Annotated in this window: 10 protein-coding genes and 2 tRNA genes; 3 read left to right on the plus strand and 9 right to left on the minus strand. The window is 65.6% G+C overall.

From position 1 onward, the window contains the following. On the plus strand, positions 1–193 hold a 193-nt coding region (locus tag ACE3T8_RS13335; RefSeq protein WP_374609719.1), incomplete at its 5' end, for a hypothetical protein. Between the two features lie 100 nt (positions 194–293). On the opposite strand, the gene ACE3T8_RS13340 is transcribed toward ACE3T8_RS13335, so the two are convergent. Next, positions 294–2,927, minus strand: a complete 2,634-nt coding sequence (locus ACE3T8_RS13340) for an excinuclease ABC subunit A (protein WP_374609761.1) — start codon at positions 2,925–2,927, stop codon at positions 294–296. Between the two features lie 243 nt (positions 2,928–3,170). Here ACE3T8_RS13340 and ACE3T8_RS13345 point away from each other — a divergent pair, with 243 nt between their 5' ends. Then, on the plus strand, positions 3,171–3,473 hold the full coding sequence (locus tag ACE3T8_RS13345) for a putative quinol monooxygenase (protein ID WP_374609721.1): 303 nt from the start codon (positions 3,171–3,173) through the stop codon (positions 3,471–3,473). Positions 3,474–3,970: 497 nt separating this feature from the next. Here the strand turns inward: ACE3T8_RS13345 and ACE3T8_RS13350 are convergent, their stop codons facing one another. The 6 genes from ACE3T8_RS13350 to ACE3T8_RS13375 form a co-directional block, all read right to left on the minus strand. Beyond that, complete coding sequence (locus tag ACE3T8_RS13350) at positions 3,971–5,407, minus strand: IS1182 family transposase (protein ID WP_374609723.1); 1,437 nt, start codon at positions 5,405–5,407, stop codon at positions 3,971–3,973. Between the two features lie 104 nt (positions 5,408–5,511). Further along, entirely contained in the window at positions 5,512–8,943 is a 3,432-nt protein-coding gene (locus tag ACE3T8_RS13355; RefSeq protein WP_374609725.1) for a PAS-domain containing protein, read from the minus strand. Positions 8,944–9,155: 212 nt separating this feature from the next. Beyond that, entirely contained in the window at positions 9,156–10,379 is a 1,224-nt protein-coding gene (locus ACE3T8_RS13360) for an RtcB family protein (RefSeq protein ID WP_374609763.1), read from the minus strand. Between the two features lie 63 nt (positions 10,380–10,442). Further along, entirely contained in the window at positions 10,443–11,564 is a 1,122-nt protein-coding gene (locus tag ACE3T8_RS13365) for a slipin family protein (RefSeq protein ID WP_374609727.1), read from the minus strand. A gap of 460 nt (positions 11,565–12,024) precedes the next feature. Next, positions 12,025–12,092 (minus strand) — tRNA-Leu (locus tag ACE3T8_RS13370). A 1-nt stretch (position 12,093) separates the two neighbouring features. Further along, positions 12,094–12,163: transfer RNA gene (locus ACE3T8_RS13375), tRNA-Phe, on the minus strand. 358 nt (positions 12,164–12,521) lie between these two features. Between ACE3T8_RS13375 and ACE3T8_RS13380 the strand changes: the two genes are divergently transcribed. Beyond that, positions 12,522–13,010: a hypothetical protein gene (locus ACE3T8_RS13380; protein ID WP_374609729.1), complete on the plus strand. Its 489-nt coding sequence runs from the start codon at positions 12,522–12,524 to the stop codon at positions 13,008–13,010. 45 nt (positions 13,011–13,055) lie between these two features. Here ACE3T8_RS13380 and rpmG read toward each other — a convergent pair whose 3' ends face one another. Together rpmG and rpmB are read right to left on the minus strand one after the other, a co-directional pair. Beyond that, positions 13,056–13,220, minus strand: a complete 165-nt coding sequence (gene rpmG, locus ACE3T8_RS13385) for a 50S ribosomal protein L33 (protein WP_223158174.1) — start codon at positions 13,218–13,220, stop codon at positions 13,056–13,058. Between the two features lie 13 nt (positions 13,221–13,233). Next, complete coding sequence (gene rpmB, locus ACE3T8_RS13390; RefSeq protein ID WP_187553380.1) at positions 13,234–13,470, minus strand: 50S ribosomal protein L28; 237 nt, start codon at positions 13,468–13,470, stop codon at positions 13,234–13,236. Positions 13,471–13,489 lie beyond the last annotated feature (19 nt).

Consider the following 13,489-nt stretch of genomic DNA (forward strand, 5'->3'; position numbering starts at 1 on the left):
CGCCGGCGGCACGATTGGCGGCCTCAAAGCCCAGTTCGCTCAGATCGAGGGCTTCGATGAAGGCATCGACCACCCGCACTGGGTTGTCTTCGTCGACGTAGTCTTCCAGCCGATCAGGGAGCAGAAGGCCTTGGGAACGATCAACTCCATCGACGAATCGCTTCATGCAGAGCACCCATCAACTGGTGCTTGAATCTTGCCAGCGACGGGGGAGTTTTCACACAGCCTCAGCCAAGAGCGGACCTAAGGCTGGGAGACCACCTTTGCCAGAGGGAAATCGAGCAGCGCCTCGGTCAGCGTGAGGACAGAGCGCGCTGCAGGTAAGGCGCTGTGGCCCCGACGCCCGCGCTCGCTACGTCCTGCGGCACGCCCTCGGCGACGATACGACCACCCTTCTCCCCGGCGCCCGGGCCTACGTCGATCATCCAGTCGCTGTCGGCGACGACCCGCATGTCATGTTCGACGACGACCACGGTGTTGCCTGCGTCGACCAGTCCGTGCAATTGCACCATCAGCTTGTCCACGTCGAACGGGTGCAGTCCAGTGGTCGGCTCGTCGAGCACGTACAGCGAGTCGCCACGCTGATTGCGCTGCAGCTCGGTGGCCAGCTTGATGCGCTGGGCCTCGCCGCCGGACAGTTCCGTCGCAGGCTGCCCGAGCCGCAGGTAACCCAGGCCAATGCCGTGGAGCAATGCCAGTGCACGGTGCACGGGCGCTTCGTCGGCGAAGAACGACAGCGCCTCGTCCACCGTCATCTCCAGCACTTGGGCGATGTTGCGCCCGTTCCACTCGATTTCGAGGGTCTTTTCGTTGTAACGCTTGCCGTGGCAGGTAGGGCATGGCGCGTAGACGCTCGGCATGAAGAGCAGTTCGATGCTGACGAAGCCTTCGCCCTCGCAAGTGGGGCAACGCCCCTGCGCCACGTTGAAGGAAAAGCGACCCACACCGTAGCGGCGCGCCTTCGCAGAGCGAGTGGCCGCGAACAGCCTGCGCACATGGTCGAACAGGCCGGTGTAGGTCGCCAGGTTGGACCGCGGCGTGCGGCCGATGGGCTTCTGGTCAACGTTGACCAGGCGGCGGATGGCGCCCACGTCCGCGCCCAGGCGGCCCGCGGTGCGCGTTATTGCGTCGGGCAGCGGCATCTCGTCGCTGCTGTCCTCCACCGCCGCCTGGTGGCCGAGGTGCTCCCCCACGAGTTCCACCAGCGCCTGGCTGACCAGGCTGGACTTGCCCGAGCCGGACACGCCAGTGACCGCAGTGAAGACCCCCAGTGGGATCCGCACATCGAGGCCATGCAGGTTGTTGCGTTGGATGCCGAGGAGCTCGAGCCAGCCTGACGGGTGCCGAGGCGTGCGCCGACGCGTCGGCACGGCGTCGAACAGATAGCGCCGCGTGTGCGACGCCTCGATGTCGCGCAACCCCAGGGGCGGCCCGCTGTAGAGCACGCGGCCACCATGCTGGCCTGCATCCGGCCCCACGTCGACAAGCCAGTCGGCGCGGCGCAGCGTCTCCAGGTCGTGCTCGACGACGAACAGGGTGTTGCCGGCCGCCTTGAGCTGGCCGAGCACCGCGTGCAGGGCTTCCGCATCGGCGGGATGCAGTCCTGCCGACGGCTCGTCCAGCACGTAGACCACGCCGAACAGGTTGGAGCGCACCTGCGTGGCCAGGCGCAGCCGTTGCAGCTCGCCCGAGGAGAGCGTGGGCGTAGAACGGTCCAGCGCGAGGTAACCGAGGCCCAGCCCCTGCAACGACTCAATCCGCTCGATCAGGTCGCGAGCGATGCGTTGTGCTGCGATCCGCTTCTCCTCGGACAGGTTCGCGGTGCGTCGCACGTCCGTGCCGCCGGTATGCGGCAATCCGCCGGCCGCCACGCGACGGGCGATGTCCTTGCGTCCAGCGGCGCGGCTGCGCGTGGCGGTGGCCACTGGTGTGTCGAACCAGCCCTTCGCCGCGGGCGCGAGGAGTTCGGCGATGTCAGCGAGCGGCAAACGCGACAAGGTGCCGATATCCAGCCCGGCGAATGTGACCGACAGCGCTTCGCGCTTGAGGCGGCGACCGTCGCACGTCGCGCACGTGGTACCGGACATGAAGCGCGCGACACGCTTCTTCATCAGCGCGCTCTGCGTGTTGGCGAAGGTGTCCAGCACGTAGCGGCGCGCGCCGGTAAAGGTGCCCATGTAGCTGGGCTCGGCTTTGCGGCGCAGCGCCGCGCGCGTTTCCGCAGGCGTGAAACCCGCGTACACCGGAACCACTGGCTGCTCGTCGGTGTGCAGGATCCAGTCGCGGTCCTTCTTCGGCAGCTCGCGCCAGGGTTTGTCGACGTCATACCCCAACGTCACCAGGATGTCCCGCAGGTTTTGCCCATGCCAGGCCGGTGGCCACGCTGCGATCGCCCGGTCGCGGATGGACAGCGACGGGTCGGGGACCATCGCCTCGTCTTTTACGGTGTAAACGTAGCCCAGCCCGTGGCAGGTAGGGCATGCACCCTGCGGCGTGTTGGGCGAGAAATCTTCCGCATACAGCATGGGTTGCCGGGGCGGATAGGTGCCGGCGCGCGAATACAGCATGCGCAGCAGGCTCGACAGCGTGGTGATGCTGCCCACGGTGGAGCGGACGTTCGGCGTACCGCGCTGCTGCTGCAGCGCGACTGCCGGCGGCATCCCGTCGATGGCGTCGACGTCGGGTACGCCCACCTGGTCGATCAGGCGCCGTGCATAGGGCGACAGCGATTCCAGGTAGCGTCGCTGCGCCTCGGCATAGAGCGTGCCGAACGCCAGCGAAGACTTGCCCGATCCCGAGATGCCGGAGAACACGACGAGTGCATCCCTGGGGAGGTCGACATCGACATCCTTGAGGTTGTGCTCGCGCGCGCCTCGCACGTGCACGAAGGCGTCGAACCCGACCGGCGACGAGGGCTGGTGTGGCATGGGTTCGCACTCCCGCAGATTCGTGACTATCGTAACGCTGCCTTCGCCGTCCCCGTGAAGGGGGCGTTGGGCCATCCTCATGCCGACGTAACGCATCGCTCCACGGCAGCGACTAGAGTGTCATGCAGTAGCGGCCTACTGGCCCGGCGCGCCGCTCCATTGATTTCTTGGCTCAATCAATTCCCAGGCTTCCAGTAAGCAGACGGGACGTCGTTACTCCATCACACCAACAGGAGACAGCTCATGGTCAAGGTCGCGCTGTTCGTTCGCCTCGAAGCGAAAATCGGCAAGGAGAAGGAAGTTGAAAGCTTTCTCTTGAGTGGTCTGCCACTCGTCATGGACGAGCCCGCCACGACCGTCTGGTTCGGAATTCGCCTCGGGCCAACAACCTTCGGCATTTTCGATGCCTTTCCCGACGATGCGGGCCGGGAGGCCCATCTCGCCGGCAAGGTTGCAGCGGCCTTGATGGCCAAGGCCGGGGACCTGTTCTCCGAGCCGCCCACCATCGAAAAAGTCGACGTGCTCGCGGCAAAGCTACCCGGCTAGGCAAGTCGGGCAAGCCGCGACTCGGAGCCGCCTTCGGGCGGCTTCGTTGTTTGCCCAACCAAGTCTTTGCCAGGCCCTCCCTTGTCCCTACCTTCGACATCCATCGCAAGGCGCTTCAGCAACCAAGCCGTGCCTCGGCGATCACTGATCGCTTTGACGGTCGCCCCGCACGGGGCTTGTGAATCGACTTATGCGCGCCTGCGCCCGATGTCCACGATGCCTCCTGCATTTCCCTGGCCTCTCAATCGTCGGCTTCGTCGAGGGCCAAGGCCGAAGCCAGAGGCCTGGACGATTCCAGCCCGCTGTGGAACGGGACTTCGCCCAACGCGTTTCCACAGGGCGTGGCGCTGCGACTGTGACCCGCGTGCTCGCAGGGATTGCCTAAGTTGTCGCTGCCCGCTTCGGGCCGAGGCTGTGTAAAAACTCGTCGAAGCGGCACTGCCGACAACGTTGCCACTAGTTCGAGCAACCAGCGCAGCGGCAAAAAGCCGCGACGCTCAGGCGGCGATGGCCAGCACCATGCCTTCGGTGCCCATGATCTTGATCATCCGCTTCATGTTGTAGGCCAGAACCGCCAAGCTGATTTCTGTTCGAACCCTCGGAAGCGTCTTCGTCAGCAACGTCGTGGTGCCCAGCCACGATTTAAGCGTGCCGAAGACATGCTCCACCGTCTGCTTTCGCACCACTGCAGCTTGTGGCCTGGCATCCAGCAGCATTTGCATTCGCTCGAGCACGTCCTCGTGCTCCCAGCGGGTGATTCGTCGATAGCGGGCGGTCGTGCACTTTGTCTGCATCGGGCACCGGGGACAGGCCGAGGACCAATACTTGCGCAGGGTCAGGCCCTTCTCTTCGGTCGTGAAGCGATGGATCGCCCGCTCGCCAGCCGGACATTCGTACTCATCTGTGGCCTCGTCGTACACGAAGTCGCGCTTGTCGAACCGGCCTTCGGCCTTGCTGTTCGACGTCAGCGGCTTGGGAACCAGCGGAATGATGCCGGCCTCCTCGCACGCCAAGATCTCCGTTGCGCTGAAGTAACCGCGGTCGGCCAGTGCGGTCATGCCCTTAGTACCCAACGCCGCCTTGGCCTTGATGGCCATGGAGGCGAGCTGGGCACGGTCATGGCCTTCATTGGTGACATCGTGGGCGACGATCAGGTGGTGCTTGGCATCAACAGCCGCCTGGACGTTGTAGCCCACCAGGCCCGTCCCACGGCCGCTTGTGGCCATTGAACGTGCATCGGGATCCGTGAGTGAGATCTGGCGATCCGGGTTGCCCTCAAGCTGCTGCTCGATGCTGTCCAACTTCTCCATCTGCAGATGCAGCTTGGCCAGCTTGTCCTTCAGATGAGGAACGCGGCCTTCTGGCAACAGGCTTGGATCGCGATCCGCGCGGTCCAACTCAGCCAAGTAGCGCGCCACGCTCTCCTCCAACTGCTTACGGTGACCTCTGACCTTGCCGACGGTGAAGTTGCGCTCGCGATTGTTCACGGCCTTGAGCTTGCTGCCGTCGATCGAGACGATCGCGTGCGAGAAGACCTTCATGCTCCGGCATAAGCCGACGAACCGGCTGCACACCGCGGTGATCGCGCTGCCGTTGTCTTTTCGGAAGTCAGCGATGGTCTTGAAGTCCGGCGCAAGTCGGCCGGTCAGCCAGATCAGCTCCAGGTTCCGTTGCGCCTCCCGCTCCAGGCGCCGGCTGGACTGGATGAGGTTGAGGTAACCGTAGATGTAGATCTTGAGCAGCGCGGCGGGATGATACGCGGGCCGACCACCTGCCGCGCGATTGGCGGCATCGAAGCCCAGTTCGCTCAGATCGAGCGCCTCGACGAAGGCATCGACCACCCGAACTGGGTTGTCTTCGTGGACGTAGTCTTCCAGCCGATCAGGGAGCAAAAGCCCTTGGGAAAGATCAACGCCATCCACGAATCGCTTCATGCAGAGCACCCATCGGCCGGTGCTCAGAACATGCCAGTGGAGTCGGGGTTTTCACACGGCCTCGGTCACAAGCTGTCGTGTGAGTCGCCCCTAGGAGATGGTTCTCAACTCCGCACCGACGCCAAAAACGCCCGTAACGACGCCGGCTTGATCGGCTTCGTCAGCACGCGATAACCCCGCAATCGCGCGCTGCGCTTCAGCGCATCGCTGCCATCCGCGGTGAGCAACGCACCGGGCACATCGCCGCATGCGCCGCGCAACGCATCCAGCGTGTCCAGTCCGTCGAGACGGTCGTGCAGGTGATAGTCCACCAGCAGCACCTCGGGGCGGTCGATGGCGAGCAGCAGCGCGTCGTCGACGGTGGACGCGCAGGCAATGTCCACGCCCCAGCGGCCGAGCAGGGCGCGCATGCCGGCAAGGATTTCCGGATCATTGTCCACGCACAGCACGCGCAGGCCGTGCAGCGAAGCATCGTGCGCCTCCAGCATCGCGCGCGATGCCGCGGTGTCGCGCAGCGGTGCGCTGGCGCGCGGCACGCGGATGCCGAACACGCTGCCGCGGCCGACCTCGGAGCGCACGTGCAGGGAATGATCGAGCACGATGGAGATGCGCTGGCAGATCGACAGGCCCAGGCCGAGCCCGCGCTGCCCGCGCTCGCCGGGTTGGTCGTAGCGATGGAACTCCTCGAAGATCTGTTCGAGGTGATTGGCCGGGATGCCGGGGCCGGTGTCCCAGACTTCCAGCGAGATGCCATCGCTGTGCTGCCGCGCAGCCAGCAGCACGCCGCCGGTCTGCACATAGCGCACCGCGTTGCCGATGAAGTTCTGCAGCGCGCGCCGCAGCAGCCGCCGGTCGCTGTGCACCGGCACGCTGGCGGGCGCATGCACGCGCAGGTCGAGTCCGCGTTGCACGGCGGTGGGCGCGTACTGCGCATGCAACTCGCGAAGCAGGTCGGCGGCGTCTAAGTCCGACCATTGTGGTTGCAGCACGCCCGCATCGAGGCGCGACACGTCCAGCAAACCATCCAGTAATTCCTCGGCGGCACGCAGCGACGCATCCATGCGCGAGGCGATACGCAGCTGTTCCTCGGCATCGCCGCCTTCATGCAATGCGGACGCGAACAGCCGCGCCGCATGCAGCGGCTGCAGCACGTCATGACTGATTGCGGCGAGGAAGCGCGTCTTCGATTGCTGCGCGGACTCGGCCTCGCGCGTGCGCAGTTCGACGCGCTGCTCCAGCGTCTCGTTCACTTCGCGCAGTTCGCGCTCCACGCGCTTGTAGTCGGTGATGTCGCTGTAACTGGTGACGTAGCCGCCGCCGGGCAGGGCACGCCCCAGCAGTTCGATCACCTGGCCATTCGCGCGCACGCGTTCGAATACATGCGGCAGGCCAGCGCGCAGATGCTCGAGGCGACGTTCGACATGCGCATCACTATCGCCAGGCCCCATCTCGCCACGCTCCGCATTCCAGCGCAGCAGGTCGGCGACCGGACGGCCGACGTAGAGCATGCCGTCGGGGTAATCGAACAACTGCTGGTAGCGACCGTTCCACGCGACCAGGCGCATGTCGGCATCGACCACGCTCACGCCGTGCGGGATGTTCTCCAGCGTGGTAGTCAGGATTTCGCGATTGAAGCGCAGCGCGTGGCTGGTTTCGTCGAGCAGGCTGACCACCTCGCCCAGTTCCATGCCGGAGCCGCGCAGCACCGAGGTCAAAGTGCTGCGCGCGGAGGCTGCACCGAGTGCCGACGCCAGCAGGCGTTCCGTGAATTGCACAAGCGCACGGTCTGCAGGTTGTTCGGGTTCCCAGCGACTCTGCTGCTGCGACGCGTATTCCTGGAAGGCGCGCCGTGCGTGCTGCTCGCCGAGGATGCGTTCGGCCAGCGTCAGCAGTTCGCTGCCGCGCACCTTGCCGGCCCAACCGCCGGGCGCCAGCATCGGACGATGCGCGTACGGATCGAGGTAATCGGCTGCGGCCAGTTGGTCCTGCAGCAGCGGGCGATGCCGCATCGACATGAACACGAACGCGGCGACGTTGCCGAGCAGCGACCAGAACACGCCATGCGTCAGCGGGTCCCAACCGCTCAAGCCGAACAGCGATTCCGGCCGCAACCAGCGTTGTCCCAGCGGGCCGTCCAGCATCCACGCGGGCGGTGGGCCTTCGGTCTGCAGCAGGGCGGGCAGCAACAGGCACCACACCCACAGCGCCGCACCGGTGAGCAAGCCGGCATACGCACCGGCGCGACTCGCGCCGCGCCAGTACAAGCCACCGATCAAGGCCGGCGCGAACTGCGCGACCGCGGCGAACGCGAGCAACCCATGTTGCGCCAGCACCTGCTGGCCCAGCGCATGGCGGTGATAGGCGAATGCCAGCAGTGCGAGCACGATGATCGCGATGCGGCGGATCAGCAACACCCGCTGTTCGATATCGGTACCGTGATGGAGGAACCCGCGACGCAGCAGCAGCGGCACGACCAGGTCATTGCTGACCATCGTCGACAGCGCCACGCTGGCCACGATCACCATGCCGGTCGCCGCCGACAGGCCGCCGATGTAGGCGGCCAGCGCCAGCCATTCGTGGCCATGCGCCAGCGGCAATGCGAGCACGTAACTGTCGGCGGACATCGGATCGGCACCGGGCAGCGCCTGTCCGGCCAGCGCGATCGGCAGCACCAGCACGCTGACCAGCGCGAGGTAGCCGACGAACATCCAGCGCGCAGGCCGCAGGTCGGCCGGGTCCTGGCATTCGACCACCGCGACATGGAACTGGCGCGGCAGGCAGATGATCGCGGTGAACGCGAGCAGGGTCTGCGCGAGGAAACCCGCGGGCAATTGCGGGCTGGCGAATGCGCGCGCGCTGTCCATCACCCGCGCGGCGATGCTGCCCTCGCCGGGCAGGTACCACAGCGCGAACACCCCGATCGCCACGAACGCGACCAGCTTGACCAGCGACTCCAATGCGATCGCCAGCACCATGCCGCGATGGTGTTCGGTGGCATCGATGCGGCGCGTGCCAAACAGGATCGCGAACACCGCCAGCATCAGCGCCACGTACAGCGCCGGATCGGCGTACCACTGGGCAGCGAGCGGTCGCCCGCTGAGCACGCCCACGCTCATGCCCACGGCCTTGAACTGCAACGCGAAATACGGGATCGCCGCGATCACCGCCAGCACGGCGACCACGGCCGCAAGTCCGCGCGCGCGCCCGTAACGCGACGACAGGAAATCGGAAATCGAAACGATGCGATGTTTGCCGGAGGCCAGCACCAGGCGTTCGAGCAGGCGCCAGCCGAACAGGAGCAACAAAATCGGCCCGAGGTAGATCGGCAGGAAACCCAAGCCCGTGCGCGCGGCCGTGCCGACCGCGCCATAGAACGTCCACGACGAGCAGTACACCGCGAGTGCCAGCGCATAGATCGCGGGACGCAGGCGCGGACCCTGCGCGAGCCCCGGATGGCGTTCGCCCAGCCAGGCAACGGTGAACAGCAGGCCCACATAGGCCAGCGCCACCAGCAGCAGGAGCCAGCCGGGCATCATCGCGTGCGCATGTCCTTGGTGGCGAAGCGTCGAGTGTAAAAAAGAAACCCGCCTTGCGGCGGGTTTCGAGGTCATCCTTGACCGGGCTGCTTCGATGCGGCTCCGTGGTCGCCATCCATGGCGTAACAACTTCAACTTCGGATCGTCCGGCCCGCACATCCATGTGCGCGCGTTCGCCGCCGCGCGCGGCAGTGCCGCGCAAGCGCGTCGGCTCACCCTTTGATGCACACCACCTGGCGCAGCGTATGCACGATCTCCACCAGGTCGGACTGCGCCGCCATCACCGCGTCGATGTCCTTGTACGCGGCCGGCGACTCGTCGATCACGCCGGCGTCCTTGCGGCACTCGACCTGTGCGGTCGCCTCCCGATGCTGCGCCAGGGTGATTTCCTGGCGTGCCTTGGTGCGGCTCATGACGCGGCCGGCACCGTGGCTGCAGCTGTGGAAGCTGTCCGCGTTGCCAAGCCCGCGCACGATGAAGCTCTTCGCGCCCATGCTGCCCGGGATGATCCCGAGCTCGCCTGCGCGCGCGCTCACCGCACCCTTTCGCGTCACCAGCAGGTCCACGTCGCCGTGCGTCTCCTTCTGCACGTAGTTGTGGTGGCAGTTCACCGCCATCTTTTCCAGCTGGAACTTCGGCAGGCGGTGGCGCATTTCGTGCAGCACGCGCGCCATCATCGCCTCGCGGTTCTCGCGGGCGTAGTCCTGCGCCCACGACACCGCTTCCACGTAGTCGTTGAACAACGGCTCGCCCTGCATGAAGAAGGCGAGATCCTTGTCCGGCACGTGGAAACCGAGCACGCGCTTGCCCAGCTCCTCGCGCGCACGCTCGATGAAGTACGTGCCGATCAGGTTGCCGGTGCCGCGCGAGCCGCTGTGCAGCATCACCCACACCGCATCGCTTTCGTCGAGGCAGAGTTCGATGAAGTGGTTGCCGCCGCCCAGCGTGCCGATCTGCCGGTCGAGCTTGTCGGTGCGGATCTTGCGGTGCTTCTGCTTGATGACGTCCAGCCGCTCGACCAGCCCCGATTGCGCGACGCGGGTCTCGATGCTGTCCGGCAACTTCCAGTGCTCGCCGCCGCGACCGTTGCCGACCGGCACGCTGCGCTCGATGGAGTTGCGCAACGGGCCGAGGTCGTCGGGCAGGTCGCTGGCGCGCAACGTGGTGCGCACCGCGGCCATGCCGCAGCCGATGTCGACGCCGACCGCCGCCGGGATGATCGCGCCGCGGGTCGGGATCACCGAGCCCACGGTCGCACCCTTGCCCAGGTGCACGTCGGGCATCACCGCGACCCACGGTCCCACGAACGGAATCGATGCGATGTTGCGCAACTGCGCGTGCGCCTGCGGCTCCAGCGGGACGCCGCGCACCCAGCCCTTGATCGGCGTGGTGCTGCCCTCGGCGTGCAGCAGTTCGAATTGCGATGAGGTTTGCATGTTCATGTGTTCAGTCCTTTGAAAAAAATCCCGCGCGGCGGATCCGTCCGCCACGCGGGGTTGTTACTTCAGGCTCACCAACTGCTTCATGACGCCGTCCAGGCCGCCGAACACGGTCAGGTTGCCGATCTTCTCGGTCACCTTCTCCAGCGCCTCCAACTCCTTGAGGCGCATCAGCACCGGGCTCTCCTCGATCAGCCTGGCGGTGTTGAGCAGGGAACGCGTCGCGTTCGCCTCCTCGCGACGACGGATCACGTTGGCCTGCGCCAACTTCTCCGCCTGCACCACGCCGTTGAGGATGTCCTTCATCTCGCCCGGCAGGATCACGTCCTTCACGCCCACGCCGAGCACCTCGATGCCGAGCTCGCCGACGCGGCCGCGCACGTAACCGAAGATGTCGGCGTCGAGCGATGCCTTGTCGCCGAGCAGCTCGTCCAGCGTCTTCGCGGCGATCGCCTTGCGCAAGCCGAACTGCAGCTCGCGGTACACGTAGTCGCCGAACTTCGCGACCTTGGTGCGCGCGGCCACCGGGTCGGTGACGCGGATACTGGCGGCCAGGTTGACGCGCAGGCTGACCTTGTCGCGGGTCAGCAACTCCTGGCCCGACACCTCCAGCGACTGCACGCGCAACTCGATCACGTCGACCGCCACGTTCTTGCGGAAATTCCAGAACGCGTGGCTGCCCGCCTCGAGCACCTGCACCAGCTTGCCGTCGATGAACACCAGGCCCGCCGACTCCGCCGGCACTTCGGCCACGACCGCGAGCTTGCCCAGCGTGCCGAGCTGGCGCAGGCGGCCCACGACATCGCCGCGCACCGCCAGGCCATCGGCCAGCGACACGCGCTCGATCTCGACGTTCACCAGGCCGCGCCAGTACAGTCGGCGCGAACCCGGCGCCAGCACGTCTTCCAGCTTGCCGTTCTTCGACACCAGGCCGACTTCGTCAGCGCCGATGTCGGCGAACACGAACGTCTCGCCCAACCGCTCGCCGAGGCGCGCGATCAGTGCATCCACGTCGTGGCCTGCGTATTCCGGTGCGGCGATGTTGTACGTGCGCACCTCGATGCGCTTGAGCGGATCGGAAATGCGATGCACGCCCGGCGCCAGCACGCGCTCGAACTGGCGGTCGCGGTACAGCACGGCGCGCTCGCCGTCGCCGATCACGATCCTCTTGGTCCAGAACATGGGAACTCTCCTTGTTGGTCCTGGTGGTCCGATCCGATTGAGGCGCGATGGATCGGTTCTCGCGTTCTGATAGCCCCTCTCCCTTCGGGAGAGGGGTTGGGGTGAGGGTTCGGCTGCTTGTGTGCCGCATGAAGCAACGAACCCTCATCCGGCCCGTCGGGCCACCTTCTCCCGGAGGGAGAAGGGAGAAACAAAAAGTGGAAACGCCCCTGACGCCGATGCCGCGGAACCTGTGCGCTGTCCATGCGGGGGCGATGCAGCCCTCGGTGTCGCAATGCATCGCGATGCCGGTTCGTGCAGGCCCGCGCGCGTCGAGGGCGGCGGCCCGGCGACACCACCGCTGCATGTCCGTCTTCGTCGCGATGTATTGCGACGAGGCGGAAGACGCACGGGGCGTTTCCTGGTGCGGGACTTGCGTCCCATGTGTCATGACGTGACAGGTCATGTGTCCTTGCGGACGTTGGAGCGGGAATCGAACCCGCGACACGCAGAATCTGAATCTGCTGCTCTACCCGACTGAGCTATCCAGTGGTGACGTGCCGGAGTCGAACCGGCGACCGACAGCCTTCGCTGCTGCTCTACCCAACTGAGCTAACGTCGCTTCGTGGAGCACCGTCTCCAGATCCCCGGCATACGCCACGGCAGTGCCGCGCGCACCGGACGGGCATGCAAGCCCGTACCGCTGTGGATCGTTCGTCGATGCTCCGCATTGGCGCCTCGTCGAAAGCGCCAATCCGTGTGCGATCGCATCCGCTTGCCGCCCGTGCCGAAGCATCCAGGCACGGCGCATCCTTGCGCCTTCGCGGGTTTCCCTGCCTCGGACCAGCAATGTCCGGATGCTTCGGGAGCGCGATGCAATCGCGTTTGACTCGTGTGATTCCTTTGTGCGAGCGCCAAAACGAAAACGCCCCCGGGTGCTGGAACCCGAGGGCGTTCGCGTGGCCTCGGGAGATCGGGGTGACCGATCTCCGCGATGCGAAAGGATCAGTCGATGGTGGTGGTGCCGAAATAATTCCGCTTGCTGATTTGGAGCATCAGCGCATCGCGCCGTTCGCACGCGCGCAGGCCCGCATCGCGCTTGGGCGAGGGCATCAGTGCAGCGATGTGGAAGGCGGATTTCATGGGAATTCGATGGTCCGGGATTCGATTGAAAATTTCGCCGAGGGCGAAGGTGGCGCACCTTACGCGCGCTTTTTCGGTTTCGCAACAAAATTTTTACATCACCGACGAGCGGCAGAATTTTTGCAGGTGTGCGGCAAGCGACATTCGGCGCATTCATTTCGACGCAACGCACGCGCACCACGCGTGCGGTCGTCGCACATTGCAGCCGCAAAAAAGCCCGCATCGCTGCGGGCTCTTGCTTTCATCGATCGGCCAAAAAGAAACCCGCCGGAAGGCGGGCTTCTTTGGAGAGCTGGATCCCCGCCAACAGCATGCGGGGGATGACGCGCTGGCACAGGCGAACGCGCTAGGCGCGTTCGCGCCAGTGCGTCACTTGATCTTGCCTTCCTTGTACATCACGTGCTTGCGCACGACGGGGTCGTACTTGCTGACCTCCATCTTCGCCGGCGTGTTCTTCTTGTTCTTGTCGGTGGTGTAGAAGTGGCCGGTGCCGGCCGAAGAGATGAGGCGGATCTTGTCGCGCTTGGTAGCCATGATTCAGTTCTCCTCAGACCTTCTCGCCCTGCTTGCGCAGGTCGGCCAGGATGGCATCGATGCCGTTCTTGTCGATGGTGCGCAGGGCCGCAGCCGAAACGCGGAGCTTGACCCAACGGTTCTCGGAGGCGACCCAGAAGCGGCGCTCGTGGAGGTTGGGCATGAAACGACGGCGGGTCTTGCGGTTGGAGTGCGAGACGTTGTTGCCGGAAATCGTGCGCTTGCCGGTTACTTGGCAGACTTTGGACACTGGTCACCTCGATGGTGTT

Origin of the sequence: Thermomonas sp. (genome assembly GCF_041919455.1) — a bacterium.
In the GTDB taxonomy this organism is placed as follows: domain Bacteria; phylum Pseudomonadota; class Gammaproteobacteria; order Xanthomonadales; family Xanthomonadaceae; genus Thermomonas.